General features: G+C 42.8%; 33 protein-coding genes and 2 pseudogenes. 33 read left to right on the top strand and 2 right to left on the bottom strand.

What is annotated here, in order from left to right; translation table 11 throughout:
- The first annotated feature begins 9 nt into the window (after nt 1-9).
- The 25 genes and pseudogenes from AB4583_RS10710 to AB4583_RS10590 all read left to right on the top strand — a co-directional run bounded on the left by AB4583_RS10710 (nt 10) and on the right by AB4583_RS10590 (nt 13763).
- Nucleotides 10-384, top strand: a complete 375-nt coding sequence (locus AB4583_RS10710; protein WP_017068321.1) for a VOC family protein — start codon at nt 10-12, stop codon at nt 382-384.
- 96 nt (nt 385-480) lie between these two features.
- On the top strand, nt 481-1089 hold the full coding sequence (locus tag AB4583_RS10705) for a sugar O-acetyltransferase (RefSeq protein ID WP_032546177.1): 609 nt from the start codon (nt 481-483) through the stop codon (nt 1087-1089).
- A 160-nt stretch (nt 1090-1249) separates the two neighbouring features.
- Nucleotides 1250-1588, top strand: coding sequence for a hypothetical protein (locus AB4583_RS10700; protein ID WP_017068323.1), 339 nt, complete (start codon nt 1250-1252; stop codon nt 1586-1588).
- Nucleotides 1589-2020: 432 nt separating this feature from the next.
- A complete protein-coding gene (locus AB4583_RS10695) occupies nt 2021-2434 on the top strand; it encodes a GFA family protein (RefSeq protein WP_017068325.1) in 414 nt (137 codons plus the stop codon).
- A gap of 2 nt (nt 2435-2436) precedes the next feature.
- Nucleotides 2437-3069: an RraA family protein gene (locus AB4583_RS10690; protein WP_372117281.1), complete on the top strand. Its 633-nt coding sequence runs from the start codon at nt 2437-2439 to the stop codon at nt 3067-3069.
- 30 nt (nt 3070-3099) lie between these two features.
- Nucleotides 3100-3249 (top strand): annotated as a pseudogene (locus AB4583_RS10685) (GNAT family N-acetyltransferase); the annotation flags it as partial.
- 18 nt (nt 3250-3267) lie between these two features.
- On the top strand, nt 3268-3825 hold the full coding sequence (locus AB4583_RS10680; RefSeq protein ID WP_372117330.1) for a nucleotidyltransferase family protein: 558 nt from the start codon (nt 3268-3270) through the stop codon (nt 3823-3825).
- Between the two features lie 139 nt (nt 3826-3964).
- Nucleotides 3965-4318 (top strand): tRNA-binding protein, encoded by a 354-nt coding sequence (locus AB4583_RS10675; RefSeq protein WP_017068329.1) that lies wholly within the window; start codon nt 3965-3967, stop codon nt 4316-4318.
- 205 nt (nt 4319-4523) lie between these two features.
- Nucleotides 4524-5036, top strand: coding sequence for a DinB family protein (locus AB4583_RS10670; RefSeq protein WP_017063942.1), 513 nt, complete (start codon nt 4524-4526; stop codon nt 5034-5036).
- Between the two features lie 6 nt (nt 5037-5042).
- Nucleotides 5043-5501: a GNAT family N-acetyltransferase gene (locus AB4583_RS10665; protein WP_017068330.1), complete on the top strand. Its 459-nt coding sequence runs from the start codon at nt 5043-5045 to the stop codon at nt 5499-5501.
- Between the two features lie 75 nt (nt 5502-5576).
- Complete coding sequence (locus tag AB4583_RS10660; RefSeq protein ID WP_372117278.1) at nt 5577-6398, top strand: NAD-dependent epimerase/dehydratase family protein; 822 nt, start codon at nt 5577-5579, stop codon at nt 6396-6398.
- 137 nt (nt 6399-6535) lie between these two features.
- Nucleotides 6536-6985 carry a DUF3291 domain-containing protein gene (locus AB4583_RS10655; RefSeq protein ID WP_017068332.1) on the top strand — a complete coding sequence of 150 codons (450 nt, stop codon included), beginning with the start codon at nt 6536-6538 and terminating at the stop codon, nt 6983-6985.
- 75 nt (nt 6986-7060) lie between these two features.
- A complete protein-coding gene (locus AB4583_RS10650; RefSeq protein ID WP_017068333.1) occupies nt 7061-7492 on the top strand; it encodes a DUF2000 domain-containing protein in 432 nt (143 codons plus the stop codon).
- An 80-nt stretch (nt 7493-7572) separates the two neighbouring features.
- Nucleotides 7573-7992: a GNAT family N-acetyltransferase gene (locus tag AB4583_RS10645; protein ID WP_017063937.1), complete on the top strand. Its 420-nt coding sequence runs from the start codon at nt 7573-7575 to the stop codon at nt 7990-7992.
- A 34-nt stretch (nt 7993-8026) separates the two neighbouring features.
- A complete protein-coding gene (locus AB4583_RS10640) occupies nt 8027-8461 on the top strand; it encodes a GNAT family N-acetyltransferase (RefSeq protein ID WP_017078753.1) in 435 nt (144 codons plus the stop codon).
- Nucleotides 8462-8550: 89 nt separating this feature from the next.
- Nucleotides 8551-8907, top strand: coding sequence for a hypothetical protein (locus AB4583_RS10635; protein WP_017063935.1), 357 nt, complete (start codon nt 8551-8553; stop codon nt 8905-8907).
- A gap of 59 nt (nt 8908-8966) precedes the next feature.
- Complete coding sequence (locus AB4583_RS10630) at nt 8967-9311, top strand: glyoxalase/bleomycin resistance/dioxygenase family protein (RefSeq protein ID WP_017063934.1); 345 nt, start codon at nt 8967-8969, stop codon at nt 9309-9311.
- 55 nt (nt 9312-9366) lie between these two features.
- Nucleotides 9367-9837 (top strand): GNAT family N-acetyltransferase, encoded by a 471-nt coding sequence (locus tag AB4583_RS10625; protein WP_372052407.1) that lies wholly within the window; start codon nt 9367-9369, stop codon nt 9835-9837.
- Nucleotides 9838-9914: 77 nt separating this feature from the next.
- Nucleotides 9915-10259, top strand: coding sequence for a VOC family protein (locus tag AB4583_RS10620; RefSeq protein ID WP_017061800.1), 345 nt, complete (start codon nt 9915-9917; stop codon nt 10257-10259).
- Between the two features lie 119 nt (nt 10260-10378).
- Nucleotides 10379-10795 (top strand): VOC family protein, encoded by a 417-nt coding sequence (locus AB4583_RS10615; RefSeq protein ID WP_017061801.1) that lies wholly within the window; start codon nt 10379-10381, stop codon nt 10793-10795.
- Between the two features lie 129 nt (nt 10796-10924).
- A complete protein-coding gene (locus AB4583_RS10610) occupies nt 10925-11506 on the top strand; it encodes an HD domain-containing protein (protein WP_017063928.1) in 582 nt (193 codons plus the stop codon).
- Between the two features lie 203 nt (nt 11507-11709).
- Nucleotides 11710-11967 carry a hypothetical protein gene (locus AB4583_RS10605; RefSeq protein ID WP_017068334.1) on the top strand — a complete coding sequence of 86 codons (258 nt, stop codon included), beginning with the start codon at nt 11710-11712 and terminating at the stop codon, nt 11965-11967.
- Between the two features lie 181 nt (nt 11968-12148).
- Nucleotides 12149-12613, top strand: a complete 465-nt coding sequence (locus AB4583_RS10600; protein ID WP_017068335.1) for a DUF302 domain-containing protein — start codon at nt 12149-12151, stop codon at nt 12611-12613.
- 259 nt (nt 12614-12872) lie between these two features.
- Nucleotides 12873-13388, top strand: a complete 516-nt coding sequence (locus AB4583_RS10595) for an adenylate kinase (RefSeq protein WP_017063925.1) — start codon at nt 12873-12875, stop codon at nt 13386-13388.
- Between the two features lie 132 nt (nt 13389-13520).
- Nucleotides 13521-13763 carry a hypothetical protein gene (locus tag AB4583_RS10590; RefSeq protein ID WP_029235167.1) on the top strand — a complete coding sequence of 81 codons (243 nt, stop codon included), beginning with the start codon at nt 13521-13523 and terminating at the stop codon, nt 13761-13763.
- A gap of 104 nt (nt 13764-13867) precedes the next feature.
- Here AB4583_RS10590 and AB4583_RS10585 read toward each other — a convergent pair whose 3' ends face one another.
- The gene (locus AB4583_RS10585; RefSeq protein ID WP_017068336.1) at nt 13868-14200 is read right to left on the bottom strand and encodes a PBPRA1643 family SWIM/SEC-C metal-binding motif protein; all 333 of its coding nucleotides are present in this window, start codon (nt 14198-14200) and stop codon (nt 13868-13870) included.
- A gap of 255 nt (nt 14201-14455) precedes the next feature.
- Between AB4583_RS10585 and AB4583_RS10580 the strand changes: the two genes are divergently transcribed.
- The 7 genes and pseudogenes from AB4583_RS10580 (at nt 14456) to AB4583_RS10550 (ending at nt 18276) form a co-directional block, all read left to right on the top strand.
- Nucleotides 14456-15172 carry an HAD family hydrolase gene (locus tag AB4583_RS10580; RefSeq protein WP_017061811.1) on the top strand — a complete coding sequence of 239 codons (717 nt, stop codon included), beginning with the start codon at nt 14456-14458 and terminating at the stop codon, nt 15170-15172.
- Nucleotides 15173-15223: 51 nt separating this feature from the next.
- Nucleotides 15224-15607, top strand: a complete 384-nt coding sequence (locus AB4583_RS10575; protein WP_017068337.1) for a nuclear transport factor 2 family protein — start codon at nt 15224-15226, stop codon at nt 15605-15607.
- A gap of 89 nt (nt 15608-15696) precedes the next feature.
- Nucleotides 15697-16428, top strand: coding sequence for a glucose 1-dehydrogenase (locus tag AB4583_RS10570; protein WP_017066537.1), 732 nt, complete (start codon nt 15697-15699; stop codon nt 16426-16428).
- Nucleotides 16429-16572: 144 nt separating this feature from the next.
- A pseudogene (locus tag AB4583_RS10565) lies at nt 16573-17102 on the top strand (CatB-related O-acetyltransferase).
- 170 nt (nt 17103-17272) lie between these two features.
- Nucleotides 17273-17524, top strand: a complete 252-nt coding sequence (locus AB4583_RS10560) for a Rho-binding antiterminator (protein ID WP_017068339.1) — start codon at nt 17273-17275, stop codon at nt 17522-17524.
- Between the two features lie 8 nt (nt 17525-17532).
- Nucleotides 17533-17766, top strand: a complete 234-nt coding sequence (locus tag AB4583_RS10555; protein WP_017068340.1) for a hypothetical protein — start codon at nt 17533-17535, stop codon at nt 17764-17766.
- A gap of 60 nt (nt 17767-17826) precedes the next feature.
- On the top strand, nt 17827-18276 hold the full coding sequence (locus AB4583_RS10550; protein ID WP_048664986.1) for a GyrI-like domain-containing protein: 450 nt from the start codon (nt 17827-17829) through the stop codon (nt 18274-18276).
- Nucleotides 18277-18455: 179 nt separating this feature from the next.
- Here the strand turns inward: AB4583_RS10550 and AB4583_RS10545 are convergent, their stop codons facing one another.
- Nucleotides 18456-19049: a glutathione S-transferase gene (locus AB4583_RS10545; RefSeq protein WP_372052425.1), complete on the bottom strand. Its 594-nt coding sequence runs from the start codon at nt 19047-19049 to the stop codon at nt 18456-18458.
- Nucleotides 19050-19222: 173 nt separating this feature from the next.
- Between AB4583_RS10545 and AB4583_RS10540 the strand changes: the two genes are divergently transcribed.
- Complete coding sequence (locus AB4583_RS10540) at nt 19223-21478, top strand: peptidase U32 family protein (protein WP_372117271.1); 2256 nt, start codon at nt 19223-19225, stop codon at nt 21476-21478.
- Nucleotides 21479-21644 lie beyond the last annotated feature (166 nt).

Here is a 21644-nt window from a genome sequence, read left to right as displayed (position 1 = left end):
GGATGTAGGATGGAAAACCTCAAAGTCTCAGAAATTAAGTCTTTCGTGCCCGCGAAAGACTTCGATTTATCTAAGCGTTTTTACCAGTCAATCGGCTTCGAAGTGATGTCTGAATTTCACGATATCGCCTATCTACGACACGGCAGTTGTGCGTTCCTTCTGCAAAATTTTTATGAATCTGCGCACTGTCACAATTACATGATGCACTTGCTGGTTGAAGACGTAAAAAGTTGGTATCAACACATTCAAAACTCTAATGTAGTGTCGGAATTTGAAGTCAACGTTTCCGAGGTTGTTGAACAGCCTTGGGGAATGCTTGAGTTTTGTATCACTGACCCAAGTGGTGTGCTGTGGCGTGTGGCTGAAAACATCAGGCCGCGTTAATTCATCCAACTTGCATTAAGGCCAGTGAAAACTTCAAATTATCCATCTGTTTCTTTATTTATGCCGACATAAGGCAATGATCAAATAGGTTCAAACATGGATATAAAGGCTAAAATGCACAGCCAAGACGTTTACTACTGTGACGACGTTGATTTGGTTGTTGAGCAAACTCAATGCTTAGAAGTGCTATACGATTTCAACCACACTCGCCCGAGCGAAGGTAATAAACGACAACAGATCATGAAGCAGTTGTTCGCCGAAGTCGGTGAGGGCTGCTACATTGAACCACCACTACATGCGAACTGGGGGCGTCACACGCACCTAGGCAACAACGTATACGTGAACTTCAATTTAACTCTGGTCGACGACACAGACGTATTCATCGGCGACAACGTGATGATTGCGCCTAACGTGACCATCGCCACTGGCACACATCCCATCAGCCCAGAACTCAGGCTAAAAGCAGCGCAGTTCAATATCCCCGTTCGTATTGGCAACAACGTATGGCTTGGCGCACACACCGTCGTACTTCCCGGTGTCACTATTGGTGAAAACTCAGTAATAGGGGCAGGGAGCATCGTCACCAAAGACATCCCAGCCAATGTCGTCGCAGTCGGCAACCCATGCAAAGTGGTACGCGAAATCAACGAGAGCGACCGAGAGTATTACCACAAAGATCGCCGCATTCCAGATGAACTAAAGTAGGCGGTTTTTCACACGCCTGAAATTAGCTGTGACATAAGTCATTGCTATGCAATGGCTTAGTTGCATATTGCTTGCCTATCTTAGAAACTACACAGAAATATTCTGGATTTAAGTGCGGAATTTTTCTGTCTGATAGCTGTTATATGTACAGGGAGTTTCAATGAAGGGTTTTCTCAAAGGGATTTTATCTTATCTTGTTGTGATCTCGGTAGCTCTGCTAATTTCTCGCAATTTTTTTGATTACCTATCCACAATAGACTTGGTTGACTACATTGCATATGCCGGGGTTTTACTTGTTGTATTGGCTGGCATTACATTTGATGGTAACAATCCAGCTAATCAAGACTTTTTATCGTTAATGATTCATCGTGAACTTGTGTCCCGAACCAATGACTTTCAAGACGAAACGAATAAAGTAAGTTTTGCAGTTAATGTCGGATTGATTGGTATATTTTTACTTATTGCTAGTGGTGTAATGGCTTGGCATATTAGTAAGTAAAACATATAACAAGGTGCCTAAATCTGAATCGTAAACGCGTGCCGAACTCGCTTCGCTCAGACATGACACACCCACTCACAGCGTAGCTAAGCGTTATGGCTCGTATTTCTTCCAGAGTTAAAGCAACTACCATATCTAGTCTTAATAGTTTGTTTAGGTTCACGGTGCCTTTCTTAACTATTTGGTAGAGTGACATTTCAATGAGCATGGAGGTTTTGTAATGGGAACTCTAATCGGTTTGGTGATTCTAGCTGCTATAGATTGGTATCTTGTTCGTAAAACAGGGCTTCATATTCATAAATGGATCTCTACAAAATATGCCGCGTATCTGTCGGAGAAGGGAAACAAAAAATAGCCTTTCTTATTAAGTCATCGGTATAAAAAGTGTTATCTGCTATTCATTTTACACACATTGCAAAGATTGGAGGATTCATGAAAGGTAAAGGAAAGTGCCTATGTGGCTCGGTTGAGTTGGAAGTAGAGTACGCCAGTAATGAATTGGGGGCTTGTCATTGTAGTATGTGTAGAAATTGGTCTGGCGGTCCGATGTTAGTCATTGATTGCTCTGATTCCGTCAAAATATCAGGTGAATCAAATGTAGTGAGATATAAGTCATCCGATTGGGCTGAGAGAGGGTTCTGCGGTAAATGTGGTACTCACTTGTTTTACTTTTTAGTGCCAAATAATCAGTATCACCTTCCTGTCGGTTTATTGATGTCTGGGGATGACTACAAGTTAACTCATCAGATATTCATCGATGAAAAGCCCGAATACTACGAATTTAAAAATGAAACACATAATATGACTGGTGCAGAGGTATTTGCCCACTTTGAAAGTGGAGAGTAAATATGAAGCGAGATTTTTCTAAATTAGCGACAACCGATTACGGAAACATACTAAGTAACGAGCACTTTATTGACTTTAGTATTGGTCCTCTTTGGCAGGGAATGCCGCCAATTTTTGGAGAAGCGTTTACTGTCCAGTTAACGTCTGGTGATAATTTAATGCTTCATTCAGCCATATACGAAGCACCAAAAGGTTCCATCATTGTAGTGGATGGAGTTGATAGCGAATATGCAGTAGCCGGCGGTAATGTATGCGCAGTCGCTAAGAGTCGAGGTATCAAAGGTTTTATTATTGATGGTGTCATTCGAGATTTGAATGAAATTTCAGATATGAATTTTCCAGTTTTTGCGAAAGGTGTTCATCCAGTTCCGGGAAAGAAAGAGGTCTATTCTGAATTGGGCGCTCCAATCACTTGCGGCGGAGCAAAGGTCTCTACGGGAGATATCATTGTTGCCGATGTAGAGGGTATTGTCGTTATTCCTAAATCAAGAAAAGATGAAGTGTTTCTAATGGCTTCAAAGAAAGCAAGTGACGAAGCTTCATTAACACTCGCTGAGTGGGAAATGAGTCACAGGGCTAAAATAGCCCAAGCAATAGGGTCTGCGAAACAAAAACCTGAGAGCACTGTAAGCTGATTCGCAATGCGCGGCATTCTTGTCTGTTAACAAGCGAAGTCATCATCCGCCTCTCACATCTCATGGACGGCAAGTCCGCACAATAAGAAAGCGCATGATTTCTACAAAAGGTTGGGTGCAAAGGTTGAGCGAATGGATGGTCAAAGACCTTATTTCCGTTGGGCGATGTACGATTCGTGATTAGATAAAAAGGGAATGATGAATAAACAAAAACTAAAGAACCTCATTCAACAAGTTCCTGAGCTAATCGAAACAGCCAACGTATGTCGTGAGGTGGGTTTGCCAAACTTCTATATTGCAGGCGGCGCCATCACTCAAATAATCTGGAATGATATCGAAAACAAACCGCTTCTAGACCAAGTTAAAGACTTAGATATTGTCTATTTCAATAATGCATCAGCCCTCACTGAGGACGAATTCAAAAACCGCATTCGTTCGCGGTTAAGTCATCGTGTCGACGTGGATGTAAAGAACCAAGCGACCATCCATGAGCGTTACGCTAAGAAGTTCGGTTGCTTGATTCAACCATACGATCGTGTTGAACAAGGTATCGAGTCTTGGCTCTCTGCATTTGCTATCGGGTTTACTTTGAATGATTCAGGCGGCATCAAGTTGTTTTCACCATACGGTGTAGAGGATGCGTTTGATATGCTGATTAAACCGAATAAGCGAGCAATGACAGAAGAAAATTACAACAAAATGACCACTGGCTATAAGGCTCGATGGCAGCAAGTAAAAGTGCTTCCTTGGAATTGATCTATAAAGCTTTGTGGGATCGCTCTTAACATTGGGTATTTAATTCAGTTTGGCGTCAGTGGTAAATTTGAATCTAGTCTCAGCATTGTTAGTGACTTAGTTGTACGTTATGTGATTTGGAAACAACGAGGTCTGGTTTATGAAATACGCTCCAATTAAAGATGAAATTACGTTTGATGATTTCGCGAAAATCGACATTCGTGTGGGTTTAATCACCGAGGTTTCTGAAGTCGCAAAATCAGATAAGCTGATGAAACTCACCGTCGACTTTGGCGATCATCAGCGCTCAATCTTGGCTGGCATCAAACAAGAGCGTGAAAACCCCAAAGAAATCGAAGGTAAGCAAGCCTTGTTTGTCGTGAATCTACCTGAAAGAAAGATGGCGGGTGAAATGTCTCAGGGTATGTTGTTTGATATTGGTTATGAAGACAAATTAAATCCGTGTTTAGCTTGTCCTGAAACCGAAATGCCTAATGGTGCTCGAGCTGGGTAACGTACACACTTGGATGTTGGAGTTGTTTTGGTCTTTGTTCGAAGTTCCAGATCCCAATGAAAATGTGGTTTGGGTTCAGCAAGCGCTCTCATTGCAGAGCAAACTGGCTTTATAGCGATTGGAACATCGAGTGTGGCAATTGCACGCAGTCACGGAGTGGATGACGGTACATAAGTGAATAACTGAAACAAAAAAGGATAAATAAATGCAGTTTGCGAAGGCATTTGAATACAAAAAGTGGGCAAATAGTCAGTTACTTGATTTTGGAGCGAGACAATTCTCAAAATTGCCGGAAAACGATGGCACATTTTTCGTTAGAATTTTAAACCATACGACCGTAGTGGATAGTCTATTCATAAGTCGAATTCTCGGTGAACCAGAAAAATATACTGCTGATAATACCGTTGAAACCCCTTCGTTTTCAGAGCTGCGTGAGAGAATGGCTCACAATGACAAATGGTTAGTGCAGTATGCGCTGTCGGCCTCAAAAGAAGAATTAGACAAGGTTATTCAGTTTAACTTCGTAGATGGTGATATAGGAACAATGTCTGTTGAAGAGATTCTTATCCACTTACTCACACACGGTAATAACCACAGAGGTATGGCGTCTAGGGTGTTGGCTGAAAACGATTTAGAACGCCCAAAGGACACATTTACCCGCTATCTGCACTTTGCTGAGCCATCACGTAGAGGTAGCGACGTGTTGAAAGAAAAGTAAAAGGTTATGTACTTAAGAACAGCACATACGCATGAGTTGGATGATATTTATCTCATGGGTTTTGATGTATGGGGAAGCCAGTTGTCGGTCGATGAGTATCTAGCTTCTTGTTACAACAGTGGTAAGTATCAGAAAGGAACTTGGTATGTGCTAATAGAACAGGAACAAATTGTGTCTTCTTTGATTGTTTATCAGAGAGAGTTTGGCCTTTTGGAAGGAAGCCGTGGGTTGGGTTCCATTGCAACGCCACCAGAATTAAGGGGCAAAGGCTATGCTTCAAAATTAATTCACTTGGTAAAAGATGAGCTATTCCAAAATCAAAATAGTAAGGCGTTGTTTCTGCATAGTGATATTGACAAAGAGTTTTATAGGCGACTAAGATTTACCGCAATTGAAGGGTCTGACTGTATGTACAGTACGAGTGATAACGCGGAATTCAAAGGCGCGATACCTGCGTATTTTTAATCGCTAACATTATATTTGTTTTTATGAAGAATAAATGGTCAACGGTTGAAGCTTGGTGTTTAATTTAGGGAATGAATGAGAGTTTTAATAGCAGGTGCCAATGGTTATATTGGTCGTCACATTACGAAGGCATTCGTAAACAGTGGTTTTGATGTTTTTGGATACAGGAGGGACAAAGGCATTGTCCCTTGTTCGGATTACATCAAAGACCTATCCACAGATTATGAAGATTACTTCGATGTGGTTATCAATTGCGCACGCCCTCACTGGTCAGAATTTTCGCCAGTTGAAATCGTAGACATTGAACATGGTTTGCTCACACAGCTTGATAGGTTTGCGTCTGAAGATGCGATAAAGATCCACACATCGGGAGTTTGGCTGTTTGGTCATGCATCTCAACAAGACCTTAAAGAGTTTAGGCTTAAACCTTTAAAGGCCGTTGAGTTAGACGTAAAAACAATTCATTCCGTGATTGGTACTAACTGGCATATCGTTTACTGCCCGAGCTTGGTATATGGCGGTGACAATTGCCAATTAAAGCGAATCATCGAATCGTATGCAAATCGAACCGTTAAGGTAGCTGTCCCATCCCAAGGGTATAATCAATACGTCCACGTCTATGACATCGCCAAATTCTATTTGTTGTTAGCGCAAAAGCAAACCTCAGAAAAGCAGCATTTTATTGCAGAAACTAAGGGTTACAACCCAGCTCATTTTGCTCAACTTTTATTAGAATCAAACGTGATTCGAAAAGTAGATGAATGTTCTTGGGTTGAATTCGAGGCTTTAAATGGCTGTGAGGTTGTAGATATTGAACAACTGAACCTCACACTTCCAATTAGCCCTTTTTTCAAAGCCAATGAACTTATCAGCGACTACATAAAAAGTTGGATGTAATGAAATCAATAACAAAACAATCAATTTAGCTTTCGTGTTACGGTGTAAAGTATCAGTGAGGATCTGAGATTGGCGAATGGTTATTGCTTATCGCAGCGTTCTCTATTTTTATCATAATCATTCAAGGAAGAAGCATTGTGAAATTAGCTCAGTTAAATATTGCTCTAGCGAAGTACGCTTTAGATGCACCAGAAATCAAAGACTTTATCGATAATTTGGATCTTGTTAATGGCATAGCCGAAAGCAGTGAGGGATTTGTCTGGCGTCTTAAAGACGAATCTGGTGATGCGACCAATATAAAAGCGTTCGATGATCCGAATATGATCGTCAATATGTCGGTGTGGGATTCAGTAGACTCGTTAAAGAACTTCATGTTTAGAACTCACCATCGCGACTTCATGCGAAGAAAAAACGAATGGTTTCATCGTTTAACTGAAGATACGTATGTTCTTTGGTGGGTTGATGATGAACATATTCCGAGCCTTGATGAAGCCATCGAGCGGTTAGAGCATCTAAGAGAAGTGGGTGATTCGCCTTATGCATTTACATTCAAAACCAATTTTACTGAGTCAGAAGCTCCTAGATGAAGCACTTGCAATGTCTACACCTCGGTAATACGTTATATAGCTAATGTATTTTCGCAAACAAATAAGGGGGACACTGTGAGCACTTTGCCAGATGAAAACCAGAAACGATTTATTGCTGTTTTAAGTAAGAAGATGGATTTGGGAAGAACGCTGAATGTACTAGGGCATTTAAGTGTTGGCTTGTCGAATCAATTGAACGAGGGTGAAACCTGTTACGTCGACTATCAAGATATGGATGACGGCACTCACCCTAATTTGTCTCACTATCCTTTCATTGTTTTGAAAGCCGACAATTCAAACAAGCTTCGAAAAGTACGTGAAGAGGCTATTAGCCGTGGTATCAAATTTACCGATTTCACGAGTACGATGATCGAAGGTGGCTCCATCGAGCAACAGCAAAGAACTAAGCAAACCAAAGAAGCAGACTTAGAGTATCTCGGAGTATGCTTATTTGGTGACACTGAAACCCTGCGTGAATTTACAAAGAAGTTTAGCTTGTATAAGTAACTCACTTTAGTGGTTTAGCTATCTGCTAGTAAGTGCATCGAACATGTTACATAAGCCGTTAATCTATAGATAGGAAGTCAATGGAATACCAATTAGATATTGAACCTTCCGATGACGACATTAATGAAGTCCGAGGCGGGTTAATCAAACACAACACACCGTTTCTGGAAGGGATCCCCAAGTCTCAAGTTGCGTACTACGCGATGGAAGAAGGTAACAAAGTCGGTGGCATTATCGCTGACCTTTGGGGAAGCTGGTTACTGATTAAGTTCCTCTGGGTTGACGATTCGATGAGAGGAAAGCAAGTCGGCAGTGAGCTGCTTGAGCGTATTGAAGAGTATGCGAAGTCTCAAGGTTGTACGTCGTCATTGGTCGATACATTAAGTTTCCAAGCTAAGCCTTTCTATGAGAAACGAGGGTATGAATGCCAGATGGTGTTAGAAAATTACCCTGTAGATTCCTCGCTATCGTTTCTCACCAAGTCGCTCGTCAAAAAGTAGCGTATTAAGCGCCCGTTTATACAAGGAGAGTAGATTGGTCAACATTCGGGAAATGGCAATTTCAGACTACGACTCAGTGATCGCGTTGTGGTGCCAGACAGAAGGCATGAGTATTCGCGATGCCGATTCGAAAGAAAGCATTGCGAGCTATTTAGATCGTAACCCCGGTCTAAGTTTTGTGGCTGAAAGCAACAACGAGATCATTGGCGCTGTGTTGGTCGGTACGGATGGACGTCGTGGGTATTTACAACATTTAGCTGTCTCGGCCAACTTCAGAGGGCAAAAGTTAGGTTGTAAGCTTGTCGCAGAGGCGGTCAACGCCCTTGCAGGGTTAGGTATCCCGAAGACCCACTTGTTTGTCTATAACGACAACATCAATGCTCAACAGTTTTACGAAAAATTGGGCTGGTTTCCTCGAGATGAAGTTCGAATGTACTCGTTTAATAGCTCGGATAATAGTAACGTTTAGCCTTAAAGGTTCGCGCTGGCTGAGCTTGAATTTGTAACAGATTCGCGTGCATCTTCCCAATATCAAAACAATCCTTGGAGTATTTAGAAATGTTGTTTTCTAGTCTGTCTAAACCATTGGTTCATGGCTCCGAGTTATGTTCTGAACTGGTCAATTTCTTAACCGAGCATAAGAGTGATTTCGAAGAAAAGTTAATCCCTGATCTGTCATACATCGATGATATGGCACATGTGGTGAACGGCATTAAAATCAAAGACGTTCTACACATCAATGCGAATCAATATCGAGTTCAATATTCGTTTGATTGGGAGTTGTTTCTAGGTTGTTCAGATAGGAACGAAACCGGTGTAGAGAATGGAAGTGTTCTATTCACGCTTGAGGACGATAACGTTCTTAATATCAACTTCCCAAACTACGGTTCTCGAGACACTAGCGATGAGCTCTAGTCGGTTCAGACTAACTTGTTTTATCCTGAATAATCGGTAACAACGAAGAAGAGGTAAATTTGAGTCCAATCGCTATCCTTGTCCATGTCCCAAATATTGAAGAAGGGCTGAACTGGTACCAGAAAGCATTTCCACATGCCGTTGCCATTTATCATCCAGATTCTGATTTTACAGTTTTGGATCTTAATGGGTTCTCTATTGAAGTTGTGCAAGCCGACAGTAAAGTTAATGCAGGTAAAAAAGGAACAGTACTGTATTGGTCAGTCGACAGCGTTGAAGAATCTCTTGTTTATTTTCAGTCAATTGGAGCAACGTTATATCGTGGTCCAATGGCCATAGAAGGTGGGCTAATCATGTGCCAAGTAGAGGACCCATTTGGTAACCTAATTGGCTTACGAGGTTAGAACTTCTCCCGCCTCTCAATAAGGGACTATGTGGTTTGTATAAAAAGGAACAACAATGATAACTATCGAAAGGCTTGAAGAATCACATGTGGCGTTAGTTCAGGCCATCCAACTCGCCGATGAACAGGTCAAGTTCGCTGGTACAGCTGCAGAGTTTTTATTAGACGGCAGTGAAACCACGCACTTGCACGTGATTAAGTCTAATAACGAAGTTGTTGGTTTCTTTAAGCTGGATATCGCTTACGCAGAGCACTACGAATTCTGCCCTGAAGGAAGCATTGGCTTGAGAGCTTTTGTGCTTGATAAAAACCAGCAAGGTAAAGGTTTAGGAACAGGCACGGTGAAGGCTTTGTTTCCGTATTTAAAAGCGAATTACTCAGCGTATGAGTCGATTTACTTAACTGTGAATTGCAAAAATCCGGCAGCATTCAACTGTTATAAGAAAGGCGGCTTCGAAGATATCAATCAACAGTATTTAGGTGGCGCAGCAGGCCCGCAATTTATCATGCGCGGTCGAATTGCTTAGTAATAAATTATTGATGAGAAACACCTGCACAGCTGTATGCAGGTTGAGAGTCTTAAAGAACACGAGAAGGAAATTTGATGAAGGTTCAATATCTTGAAGTGGTTACCCCAGAGGTCGATGTCGTTTGTGCAACATACGCTCAGCTCTACAACGTGAAATTCAGTGGTGCAGATGTGAACCTTGGTGGGGCGCGCACTGCAAAGCTATCTAATGGCGGGGTAATTGGCATTCGAGCACCGCTTCGTGAAACTGAAGAACCAACTGTTCGTCATTACACGTTGGTTGAGGATATTCAGTCTGCAGTAACTGCAGCCGAGAAACTAGGCGCCGAAGTTGCGGTGCCGCCAATGGAGTTACCACGTCACGGGATGTGTGCCATTGTCATTCAAGGTGGCGTCGAGCTCGGATTCTGGCAGTTATAAATGATGTATACCTTTTAGATTGTGACGGACGAGATACTACGATTTATGATGCGACACCTAGTGTCTTTACCTGCTTCATGGCATCATTCCACGCAGCTAAAACCCCAACAAGGTATGTTATGAAACAGAATATTGTCCACATTGCACTCGTGGTAAAAGACTACGATGAAGCGCTTGATTTCTATGTAAACAAGCTTAAGTTTGATCTCATCGAAGACACGTATCTGCCAGAAGAAGATAAGCGTTGGGTTGTTGTTGCTCCACCAAATTCAACCGGTGTGAGCCTGTTACTTGCTAGAGCTTCCAAGCCAGAGCAACTCGATTTCATCGGCAACCAAGCTGGTGGACGCGTATTCCTATTCTTAAACACCGATGACTTCTGGCGTGATTACGAACGTATGACGTCTTTGGGCATTAACTTTGTCCGAGAGCCTAAAGAGCAAGGCTACGGCACCGTTGCTGTGTTTGAAGATCTTTACGGTAACTTGTGGGATCTGCTTCAGTTAAATCCTGAACACCCTATGGCTAACAGGTAGATAAGCTTAGCCCACAACCATCGGGTGTTGCGTATTACAAAATGTCGGTTCATTGGGAGTAACGCTTCTCTTTCGTTAGGTTAACCCTCCGCACCGCTAAATCATCAACTTAAGTTAAGGAAGCTCATCGTGGAAGAAATCAAAGGCATTCTGCAATTCATGGTCGAGATTGAACAATTAAAGGATGTTCATCGACAGACAAAACCGGTTGGATTGGATCGATATGAAAACTCCGCTGAGCACAGTTGGCACGTCTGTTTGAGCGCACTCATGTTGAAAGACTATGCCAATGAAGAAATCGATATTACGCGAGTAATGAAGATGCTGCTGATTCATGATCTTGGGGAAATCGATGCCGGAGACACCATCATTTATGCCAGTGAAACCGAAGAAAACAAGCTCAAAGAGAGAAACTGCGTCGAGCGGTTGCTGAAATCATTGCCGAGCCATTCAACAAGCGAGTATTTGGATTTATGGCTTGAGTTCGAAGCCGGTGAGTCACCAGAAGCTAGATTTTGTAAGGCGATCGATAGAGTGCCGCCTTTGCTTCATAACATCCATGGTGGTGGTCACAGCTGGAAGAAGCACAACATATCCAAAGACAAAGTACTGACCTTCAATGGCGAGCGTATTTCTAAAGGCAGTCGTGCCTTATGGAAAGAGCTAGAAGTGCAACTTGAAGGTGCTGCGGAAAAAGGGCTATTAAAGTAAAAGTTAATTTCATACCTTAGCGTAAGAATAGCTTTAGCTTTTCAATGAGGGAGATCTCGATGGTAACTGATTCAAGATGCATGGCACTTACCTTGTGTCTCATTTCTTTCAAATAAAGATCTAGTGGACAACAATAAGTTCGAGAACCGAGTGATAAGTTGTTAGTATGTATCAAATTTATAAATATCAGTTGGCTTATATAAATGCTTGATAATAAGTATATTAAACACCCTTATCACTGTGAGCAGTGCGACGCACTTACCCCGCACCTTGCTGTTAGCGCTTCCGATGCTGAATCTAAAGCGGACGCTGAATTTGAAAAGAAACAATGGAAGTTAGGCGTGTTGATGGAGTACCTGATGACGTTATTGTTTAAAGGTGACCATAATGTTCCCGGCTTTTACGTCGACAGTGATTACGAATACCAGTGTGAGAAATGTGGGACTAAGTCGTGGCACTGATCGTGTGTTTAACTTTTGAAAAAATCCCCACCTAAACTGATGATAATAAGACGCATTAGAAAAGTGATCCTCTCTGCAAACTGAGAATGGAATCGCGTCTATACTGACATGGGTTACGTCGCTGAATTTGGAAGTGGCGCTATGAATGTAAGTTTGATTAGGTTAAATCTCAGAGGTGACGATGCAAAAATTACTACCACTATGCGCCATTTTACTCTCGGCATCATTTTCAGCTGCGGCTTCTGATGGTTTGATTAAATACCAAAGTAATTATTCAGTGAAAGAGACCGCTGACCGCTTTGAAGAAATTGCCAAGAGCAAAGGTTTGACCTTGTTTGCGAGAATCGACCATCAGAAAAACGCGAGTAAGGTCGATCTTGAATTGAGACCAACGGAAGTCATCATCTTTGGTAACCCGAAAGTAGGGACACCATTAATGCAATGTGCTCAAGAAGTCGCGATAGATTTACCGCAGAAGGTGTTAGTCACTGAGGATTCTAATAAGAAAGTATGGTTGTCTTACAACGATCCTAATTACTTGGTAGAGCGTCACGCGATCAATGGCTGTGACGAGGTCGTTAAGAAAGTATCGGGTGTACTAAGCAAGCTATCAGAAGCGACAGTGGCGAAAAAGAAAGCAAAATAACCAAGATCAATAAGCACTCATTAAGACTATTAATGTGTGCGATATGACGATGATATCGCCCATTAGTTATTGTGTTGACAACTAAGCAACAGTATATAAAAGTAGTTTTATGAAACTGAATTTAGCGCAATCTAACCAACGAATTATCATCATTCCATAGGAATGGTGGGATTGTTGATGCGCTTTGTTTATCGAACCCACCCGTAAGGTGGGTTTTTTGTCGCTGTCTTATGGGTTTTATCTGAATAGAGGAAGTCATATGAAAAAGATCGCGGTTTTTGGCAAGCCTGGGAGTGGAAAATCCACAGTCAGCAAGGCGTTAGCACTAGCTACAGGGATAGAGCTTCACCAGTTGGACTCTATTGTTTACAAGGCCAACGGAGAGTTTGTTGAACGTGAAGTATTTGAGGAGGCTCATGAGAGCATACTTAAGTCAGAAAGCTGGATCATCGATGGTTTTGGCCCTCTAGGCTCGTTCAACACACGTTTAGATGCAGCTGATACCTTGGTTTATATCGACCTTCCTTATTCAATTAGCTACTGGTTTGTAACCAAGAGAATGCTCAAAGGTCTATTCGTTAAACCTGAAGGCTGGCCTGATGGAAGTTCAGTTATAAAAGGCACGATACAAAGTTATAAGACACTAAAACTGTGTCCTAAATTTTGGAATGACGACTTTAAAGCGCAGTTAGAATTGCGCGCTAAAGAGAAAGAGGTTTACATCATCAGAAGTGTGACTGAATTGAATAACTTTGTTCATCAACACGTCACTTAACAGTCGAGAGCTTACCTTTCTTTGAAACGCTTTAATTTGCTCATAACTTCATGAAAATATATAGATTTAACTCTACGTGTGGCATATTTGCCATATGTTTAGTTTGTGCTTTGAGTTAAGGCGATAGATATTATGTATGGAAGTGAGAAGACGAGAGCGTTCTGCTGTAACTGTAAGGAACTTACACTGCATAGGTACACGATGTTCAGTAGCCAAGTGCAAAAGGCACCACAAGCTGAAGATAAAGAACCGAGCTTACTCCAACGAATTTTATCGGAGTTTCTATCTTTTGGTGTTACAGGTTCGGGCGCGACAGGTGATTACAAATGTACCCAATGTGGAACATATCTGAATACACCAGACAACCTCGACTGAGTTTGTGAGTTTGGCTTAGGCAAATAAAAACGGGAAGACCTCAATGATCTTCCCGTTAGATATTACTTAACTCATCGTGCTATTGGCAGTTTGAGTGAGAAGCCTTATGCACAACACTTCTTGTATTTTTTACCGCTGCCGCAAGAACACGGATCGTTACGGTTAGGGGTCTTTTCAAACGTCATCGTTTTTGGCTTGTTCAGTAGAGTATCAAGCTCGATGGTGTTCTCTTCTTTGTCTGCGTCGACTGTAACAGTAACGAAGATAGTATTTTCAGCGGCTAGTGCTTCAACTTCTGCTTTGCGCGCTTCAGTTTGAACCATTACTGCGATTGGAGATTCTTCAGTACCCGCTTTCACATCGCGGTTTACGTTGTAGCCAGCAAGAACGTGGTTCTGTCTTGTTTCGATACGGCCTTTGAAAAATAGTTTCGACATTGGGTACTCATTAAAAATGTTGAATGGCGCTATTTTTAACGGCGATAGCGCAATGGAGCAGGGATTATACGCATATATTGCAATTGATAAAGCAGTGATGTGAGCAAACACTGTTTGGTTTTTGTTTGCTAGTAACGGTTTGTTCTCTAGCTTTGCTTCTATTCGACAAATTTCGAAATTCAAGACAATAAAATTGCCCTAAATAGGCTTATGAATGATAAATTCAAATTACTAATCGAAACAAAGAGATAGTGTATGAAGTTAGATGCCATCCTGTGGGATTACGATGGAACCATAGTCAATTCCGTTCCAAAGAATATCGCAATCACAAAAGACATTATCTCTTTAGTCGCGCCACACTTGTCAGGCGACAACTTACCTAAATATTTGCTTAGCGAAGCGCTTTATCATGAAGCCAACCACGGGGCTAAAAACTGGCAAGCCTTATATGTCGATTATTACGGCTTATCCCATGACGAAATGTTGATCGCTGGTGGAATGTGGGCAGAGCATCAAGAGAAAAACCAAACAGCCGTTGCCTTGTTTGAAGGAATGGAAACCGTGGTTAATCAGTTTGCTCATCTTCCTCATGGGATCTGCTCTCAAAACTCTCAATTGAATATTCGTGGTGTGCTCGACAGTTATGGCATCGGCGATTTGTTTAAATCGGTCGTGGGCTATGACGATGTCTCGAACGGTAACCAAAAACCCCATCCATTTGGTGGGGTGAAATGTGTCGAGAACATATTTGGCGCCGATCCGACTAACGAGCTTTGTTTGATGTACATCGGTGACCATGAAGCGGACACACAGTTTGCTCGCAATATTGAAGCCGCGCTGGGTAAAAACGCAAAAGTGATTGCCGTTGCAGCAGGTTATAGCCGATCGAAACCTGAAAATTGGCAAACCAAGCCCGATTACATTGCTAACAGTGTCGATGATCTTTTAACGATCATTAGCAAGTACGCATAACGAAGCAGACATTTAAAAATCACCACACGTAAATAACTTTAAGGAAGAATAATGACACCAAAACAAGTGGTATTGGGATTTTGGGATGCAATGCGCAGTAATGATTTTGCAAAGGCAGGTGAATGGCTAACCGCAGATTTTGAAGGCTATTGGCCGCAGTCGTCTGAATTGACGTTAGGGCGCGACAACTTCACTGCAATCAATACTGAATACCCAGCCAATGGTGTTTGGGAATTCACGCTCAATTCGATTGTCTGTGAAGGTGATACGGTAGTCACGGACATTTCGGTCACTGACAGTGTGTTGAAAGGCCGAGTGATCACCTTTCACACGGTGGTTGACGGTTTAATTCAAAAGCAAACTGAGTTTTGGCCAGACCCATTCGAAGCGCCGGCGTGGCGATCGCAGTGGGTTCAGATCGTATCGAAAAATTAGTTTGTATCGATACGATCAGTTTGTCACGAACAACTAGGTCGTATCGAATAATCAGGTTGCACAGAATAAGTAAACATTAGGAGGTTTCATTGAGCAAGGTAGTGGTTGTAACCGGCGGAAGCCGAGGCATTGGCGCAGCGACGTCTAAATTGTTGGCCAGTCAAGGCTATGCTGTATGCGTTAACTTCATACACAATGAGTCGCGAGCTGAAGATCTAGTGAATGAGATTCGCGAACAAGGCGGAACCGCGATTAGTGTGCGTGCGGATGTGTCTGTTGAATCGGACGTGAAATCCTTATTCGAGATTGCTCGTAACAAGCTAGGTCCAGTGACTCACTTGGTTAATAATGCCGGGATCTTGTTTACCCAGTCACCATTGGTTGATATTGAATTGGATCGCTTTGAAAAGGTGATGAAGTCCAACGTATCAAGCTGCTTTCTGTGCAGTAAAGCCTTTATCAAACAAGCCGATGGCGCGGGTTCGATTGTGAATGTATCGTCTGCCGCTTCTCGTACTGGCGCACCGTTTGAGTATGTGGATTACGCTGCATCGAAAGGTGCGATGGATTCACTCACCAAGGGCTTATCGCTTGAATTGGCTTCACGTAACATCCGAGTGAATGGCGTAAGGCCAGGTTGTATTTATACTGAGATGCACGCAGACGGCGGAGAGCCAGATCGCGTAGACAGACTAGCTTCACAGTTACCGTTACAACGAGGTGGCACACCAGAAGAAGTCGCGAACTCTATCGCATGGTTATTATCGGATGAAGCTTCGTATGTCACCGGCTCATTTATTGATATTGCAGGCGGTCGATAGGGCACGTTTGCCTTTACACTAAGATAAACAAGTTAAAACCATAGACACGCAACAAAAGTACCTAACTAAAAGAACGAAACTAAGAGTACAAAAATGAAAAACTATTTTGAGAGCCCGTTTGTTGGAAAGTCACTCAAAGAATAAGTGACCAACCCAAACATCATCGTGGGCGAGCACAGCTATTACCGGATAGAACCGACATCGATAAGCTGATCATCGGCAGCTATTGTTCGATTGGTTCTGGCGCTGTGTTTATGATGGCGGGCAACCAAGGCCACCAAAATCAGTGGGTGAGTACCTTCCCGTTTTTCTATCAAGACGATGAGAAGTTTGAAGGTGCGATAGACGGCTTTGAACGCTTTGGTGATACCGTGATTGGTAACGATGTGTGGATTGGTACAGAAGCCATGATCATGAGTGGTGTTAAGGTTGGTGACGGAGCCATCATCGCAAGTCGAGCGGTTGTGACTAAAGATGTCGCGCCATACTCGATTGTCGGTTCAAACCCAGCACGCCATATCCGTTATCGTTTCAATGAGACTGAAATCGCTCAGTTGCTAGAAATGAAATGGTGGGAATGGAGCGAAGAACAAATCAAAGGCGCAATGTCGCTAATGTGTTCTTCAGACATTGGTGGTTTGTACCATTATTGGAAAGGATTCTTGAAGCCTTAAATTGTCGTTCCCAGATGAAATGTGAATGGTGAGAACGAGATTAAATTTAACAAATTACTCAATAATCTGATTATGGCAATGCGATTGTGATACGAGTAACTTATTGATTATATGCATATTGCATAGTATGGCGTGTCGCATTAGCGTGGTGGATGAATTGGAGGGGTATTATGATTAGTTGCAACGATTACGATTATATTGAAATTGTGTGTATGCACCGATACCCAATCAAGTTAACGCTGAAGTCTGGCGAGCAGATTGAATGTGTCGGGTTAGATACCCAGCGCAATGACAGCCGTGAAGAGTGCATTAAAGTCAGTACTCAAGGCGAGCAACAACTTGTCGTATTAACTCAAATAGCGACATTGGATGTCTGTGTCGACAACCCTCACTTTCAGCATGTTTCATTCAAAACGTCATAGGCTTTCAAATGAATAGAACCATAGAACAATGCTATTGCACCGCGTGCAGAGAAGAGACACAACATGTTGTTGTGTTGGTCAGAAAGACGAGTGCGTTTGCAGACAAACCTAACCAAAAGCGAAGTGAGTTTTGGGCAGGCATGATAAAAGGTTGGTTCCTTGGCCCGTTTGTCGCGTCAATGGATGAGTTTTCTCGTCACCTTGTCTGTGAAAAATGTGGACACAAAGAGATTCAAGATTAGAATTCGATTCAACGCGTACTGAACCTTCTGGTTTAAGAAAATGGCTTAGGAAATAGAAGAGTGAAAGAACAAATATTAGAAGCGGTAAAAGCATATGGTTTCTCGGTAAGAACCAACAATACCGATGAGGTTGATCCGGCTAAGGCGCAAATTGGGCAATTGTGGCAAGGCTTTTTCGAACAAGCTTTTCCCAAGCTGACCCCAGACTCAAAGGTATACGGCGTTTACACCAACTACGAGTCAGATTTTACGGGCGAGTTTGATGTTATCGCGTGTACCAATGCGCTTACCGATAATAGTTTAGATAATCTAGTTGAAACCAATATCGAAGCAGGCAAGTACTTAACGTTTTCTGCTGAGGGTGAATTACCGCAAGCTGTGATCGACCTATGGGGTGAAGTGTGGGCGTATTTCAACGCAGCAGACTGCCCACATGTTCGAGCTTACACAACAGATTTCGAATTCTACAAAGGTGAAACTGAAGTCGAGATTTCGATTGCGATTAAGTGATTGGTTTAAAATGAACAAAAGGCTTAGCTTAGACTGTGGTCGCTAGTTAAGAGACAGTAGTTACCGGTAAAGAGACAACGGAAACCCAGTTAAGCCTTTGAATATCTGCTCATTACAAAGAAGATACAGTGTCACGTACTTACCTTGATTACTACGCTTTCTCTATCTTTGAATTACCATTATCCACCAAAAAGACAATCTTGCTTGGTTTCATTCCACAAAGGGTATTGCTTCATGACTTGGGTGTAGAGCTTACTTTCAAGGTGCGCTCTTAACCAACGTCCTACGTTTTGATATTCCGATTTCACAAACCACTTCTTTTCGACTCGCACAAACTGACTGACGAAAGGCATCACCGCAAAATCGGCCAAGCTTGGGCTTTCTCCAAAAAAGTAGGGCTGATCGGTAAGTCGCACTTCTAACTGCTTAATGAAGGTTTCGCAGGCTTGTCGGCGTTGTTCAACATCGATGTTTCGGTAACGAACCGATGCACGATACCTTTCTAAGTGACCAATAAATTCTTCATCGTTGGTTTTAATGAGCTGCTGAACTTGTTCGCTAAGCGTTGGATTGCTTGAACGCAGAAGATCTTGAGGATCGTTTTGTTGAAGTGACCAGTTCATCACATCCAAGCTCTGTTCAATGACTTGTCCATTGGGTAACACCAATACAGGCACTGTTCCTTTTGGCGAACTGGCCAATAGTTCGCTAGGCTTGTCTTTGGTAACGATTTCTCGAAGTAACACTTTTTGCTGTGATAGTGCGATGCCCATTCGTCCGCGCATTGCATAAGGGCAACGGCGTAAAGAATAAAGGATAGGTAGATCGGATTCGTTCGGAATTATTGAGGTCATTTAGTTTGAAAAGTGTTGTACGGTGGTAAAGAGATCGTGATGTGGGTAGAATACGCGGCTTAAAAATTATAAGTAAGTGAGCGACTTCAAAAATGAGCAGAAAAATTGAGTTATTAGCCCCAGGTGGCGATGTAGAAGCGATAAAAGCCGCCATCGTAGCGGGTGCTAATGCAGTTTATTGTGGTTTAGACACATTCAACGCTCGTAACAGAGCCTCTAACCTGTCGTTAGACGAATTGAATGGTGTGATTCGCCTTGCTCATGAATACGGCTGTGAAGTGTTCCTGACTCTTAACGTTGTGCTACTGGAGCACGAGACTAAGAGCATCACCAAACTGCTGAACCAGCTTGTGAACACCAAAGTGGACGGCATCATTGTTCAAGACTTGGGTTTATTCAACCTGGTTAAGAAGCATTTCCCATCGTTAGACGTTCACGCGTCGACTCAGTTAACTACGCACAACGAAGGCCAGATTAAGTTCTTGTCTAAGATTGGCGCGACGCGCGTTAACTTGTCTCGTGAGTTGAACCTGCCTGAAATCAAGATGCTGACGGAAGTGGCACACGATCACGACGTATTAACCGAAGTGTTCGTACACGGCGCTCTGTGTATCGCATTCTCTGGTCAATGTTACTCAAGCTCAGTAAGTGTGGGTAACTCAGGTAACCGTGGTCGTTGTAGCCAAGCGTGTCGTGATGAGTACGAAATCACCAACGCGGGCAACAAGTTCCCACTTAACCTGAAAGATAACTCAGCTTACTACGACCTACCTGAATTGGTTGATGCGAAAGTCGACTCATTGAAAGTAGAAGGCCGTATTAAAGGCGCACACTACGTTTACACTGTGGTAGACACATGGCGTAAACAAATTGATAGCTTTGTAGAAAGTGGTTTGTTGATCGAAGACGATTCGAACCTACACAAAGTATTCAACCGTGATTTCACCAACTCTTTCCTAAAGGGCAACCTAACGAAAGACATGTTCATCGATAACCCGCGCGACAACAGCATGAACTACGCTGTTGAAAAAGCGACGGAGCAGAACAACGAAATCTCAGTTGTACAGATTCAAGAAGTGACCAACGAACTTCACCAAGCGAAAGACGTTCTTGGTAACGAAATGCGTGACAAGATCGAGTTCCTTGATATTCGCAAGACACCAGTAGCACTGTCGTTCAGCGCAAAAGTGGGTCAACCATTTACGGTGACTGTGAACACGCCAAAAGAGAACTTTACTCTTCAATCTAAATCGCTATTGAAAGCGGTTGAAGAGAAGGCGATTACTCAAGAGCTACTTGAGAAGCGCTTCAAAAACGTGAAGAGTGCAGTTCACACGCTAGAAAGCCACGACTTCAGTGAAGTGGATGCAGGCTTGTTGATTCCTCTAAAAGAAGTTTCAGACCTAAAAGACGAGATCGACTTCATTCTGAACGGCTCTGTGGAAGTGATTAAGCACGTTGAAGTGCCAGCACTGCCTCAGCACCCTAAAGTGAACGAGAAGCCGACTATGTCGATGCTTATCGCCGATGTAGAAGACTTACACCTGTGTGACGTGACTGACGCGGATGTTTACTTCAAACTTCCAGAAAGCTTCAAGAAGCGTTGTAACAAGTACATCAACATCTTGGCAGCAAACCCACGTTTGATTCCTTGGTTCCCAGCGGTATTGATCGGTAAAGATTACGACGAAGCGGTTCGTATTCTTGAAGAGATCAAGCCAGCTCGCATCGTAACCAACAACACGGGTATTGCTTACAAAGCTTACGAGATGGGTATTGAGTGGGTTGCAGGCCCGTTCATGAACACGACCAACTCTCACGCACTGGTTACTCTGAAAGAAGAGCTGAACTGTGCAGGCGCATTCATTTCGAACGAGATCAACAAAGGTCAGATTCGTCATATTCGCCGCCCAGAGAACTTCAAACTGTTCTACAGCATTTACCACCCAATCTTGATGATGACCAGCCGTCAGTGTTTCTTCCAAAGAACCGTGGGTTGTAACAAGCCAAGCATCGAAGCAGGTTGTATGTTGAAGTGTGAGAAAGCGACCACGATTACCAACGTGAAAGGCATCTCTTTTGCGGTTGATAAACAGAAGGGTGGCTACCCAAGCATTTACAACCACGAGCAGTTCTTGAACCACGACGCAGTAACTGACTTCTCTGGTCTGTTCGACGAGTTCTTCATTGACCTAACCAACATCGGTGCAGGTTCTAAAGAAGTGAAAGACAAAGTTGAGCTTATCAAGCATTTCGAAGCGCTACTGAACGGCGTTGAAGGTTCACAACAGAACCTAGAGCAGATGGTTGAAGTTCGAACTAATGCTCAGTACGTGCAAGGTCTATAGCGTACAAGGTTTATAGGGTTCAATGTCTATGGGCTGTAAGGCTTATAGCTTCTAACGCAAAGAGCGTTCAAGGTTTATAACGCTCAACCGCTTATAAGCACTCTGAACCAATAAACAAAAGGCCACTCAATCGAGTGGCCTTTTTAATGGTGCGCCGAGCATGGCG

This window comes from Vibrio sp. 10N.222.49.C12 (genome assembly GCF_041475025.1).
Taxonomy (GTDB): domain Bacteria; phylum Pseudomonadota; class Gammaproteobacteria; order Enterobacterales; family Vibrionaceae; genus Vibrio; species Vibrio crassostreae_C.
Note: the sequence above shows the minus strand (reverse complement) of the source record. Positions and strands in the feature narration are given on the sequence as shown.

Coding starts and splice junctions, on each gene's coding strand:
- AB4583_RS10710 (WP_017068321.1), top strand. CDS start 10: ATGGAAAACCTCAAAGTCTCAGAAATTAAGTCTTTCGTGCCCGCGAAA.
- AB4583_RS10705 (WP_032546177.1), top strand. CDS start 481: ATGGATATAAAGGCTAAAATGCACAGCCAAGACGTTTACTACTGTGAC.
- AB4583_RS10700 (WP_017068323.1), top strand. CDS start 1,250: ATGAAGGGTTTTCTCAAAGGGATTTTATCTTATCTTGTTGTGATCTCG.
- AB4583_RS10695 (WP_017068325.1), top strand. CDS start 2,021: ATGAAAGGTAAAGGAAAGTGCCTATGTGGCTCGGTTGAGTTGGAAGTA.
- AB4583_RS10690 (WP_372117281.1), top strand. CDS start 2,437: ATGAAGCGAGATTTTTCTAAATTAGCGACAACCGATTACGGAAACATA.
- AB4583_RS10680 (WP_372117330.1), top strand. CDS start 3,268: ATGAATAAACAAAAACTAAAGAACCTCATTCAACAAGTTCCTGAGCTA.
- AB4583_RS10675 (WP_017068329.1), top strand. CDS start 3,965: ATGAAATACGCTCCAATTAAAGATGAAATTACGTTTGATGATTTCGCG.
- AB4583_RS10670 (WP_017063942.1), top strand. CDS start 4,524: ATGCAGTTTGCGAAGGCATTTGAATACAAAAAGTGGGCAAATAGTCAG.
- AB4583_RS10665 (WP_017068330.1), top strand. CDS start 5,043: ATGTACTTAAGAACAGCACATACGCATGAGTTGGATGATATTTATCTC.
- AB4583_RS10660 (WP_372117278.1), top strand. CDS start 5,577: ATGAGAGTTTTAATAGCAGGTGCCAATGGTTATATTGGTCGTCACATT.
- AB4583_RS10645 (WP_017063937.1), top strand. CDS start 7,573: ATGGAATACCAATTAGATATTGAACCTTCCGATGACGACATTAATGAA.
- AB4583_RS10635 (WP_017063935.1), top strand. CDS start 8,551: ATGTTGTTTTCTAGTCTGTCTAAACCATTGGTTCATGGCTCCGAGTTA.
- AB4583_RS10625 (WP_372052407.1), top strand. CDS start 9,367: ATGATAACTATCGAAAGGCTTGAAGAATCACATGTGGCGTTAGTTCAG.
- AB4583_RS10620 (WP_017061800.1), top strand. CDS start 9,915: ATGAAGGTTCAATATCTTGAAGTGGTTACCCCAGAGGTCGATGTCGTT.
- AB4583_RS10615 (WP_017061801.1), top strand. CDS start 10,379: ATGAAACAGAATATTGTCCACATTGCACTCGTGGTAAAAGACTACGAT.
- AB4583_RS10605 (WP_017068334.1), top strand. CDS start 11,710: ATGCTTGATAATAAGTATATTAAACACCCTTATCACTGTGAGCAGTGC.
- AB4583_RS10600 (WP_017068335.1), top strand. CDS start 12,149: ATGCAAAAATTACTACCACTATGCGCCATTTTACTCTCGGCATCATTT.
- AB4583_RS10595 (WP_017063925.1), top strand. CDS start 12,873: ATGAAAAAGATCGCGGTTTTTGGCAAGCCTGGGAGTGGAAAATCCACA.
- AB4583_RS10590 (WP_029235167.1), top strand. CDS start 13,521: ATGTATGGAAGTGAGAAGACGAGAGCGTTCTGCTGTAACTGTAAGGAA.
- AB4583_RS10585 (WP_017068336.1), bottom strand. CDS start 14,200: ATGTCGAAACTATTTTTCAAAGGCCGTATCGAAACAAGACAGAACCAC.
- AB4583_RS10580 (WP_017061811.1), top strand. CDS start 14,456: ATGAAGTTAGATGCCATCCTGTGGGATTACGATGGAACCATAGTCAAT.
- AB4583_RS10575 (WP_017068337.1), top strand. CDS start 15,224: ATGACACCAAAACAAGTGGTATTGGGATTTTGGGATGCAATGCGCAGT.
- AB4583_RS10560 (WP_017068339.1), top strand. CDS start 17,273: ATGATTAGTTGCAACGATTACGATTATATTGAAATTGTGTGTATGCAC.
- AB4583_RS10555 (WP_017068340.1), top strand. CDS start 17,533: ATGAATAGAACCATAGAACAATGCTATTGCACCGCGTGCAGAGAAGAG.
- AB4583_RS10545 (WP_372052425.1), bottom strand. CDS start 19,049: ATGGGCATCGCACTATCACAGCAAAAAGTGTTACTTCGAGAAATCGTT.
- AB4583_RS10540 (WP_372117271.1), top strand. CDS start 19,223: ATGAGCAGAAAAATTGAGTTATTAGCCCCAGGTGGCGATGTAGAAGCG.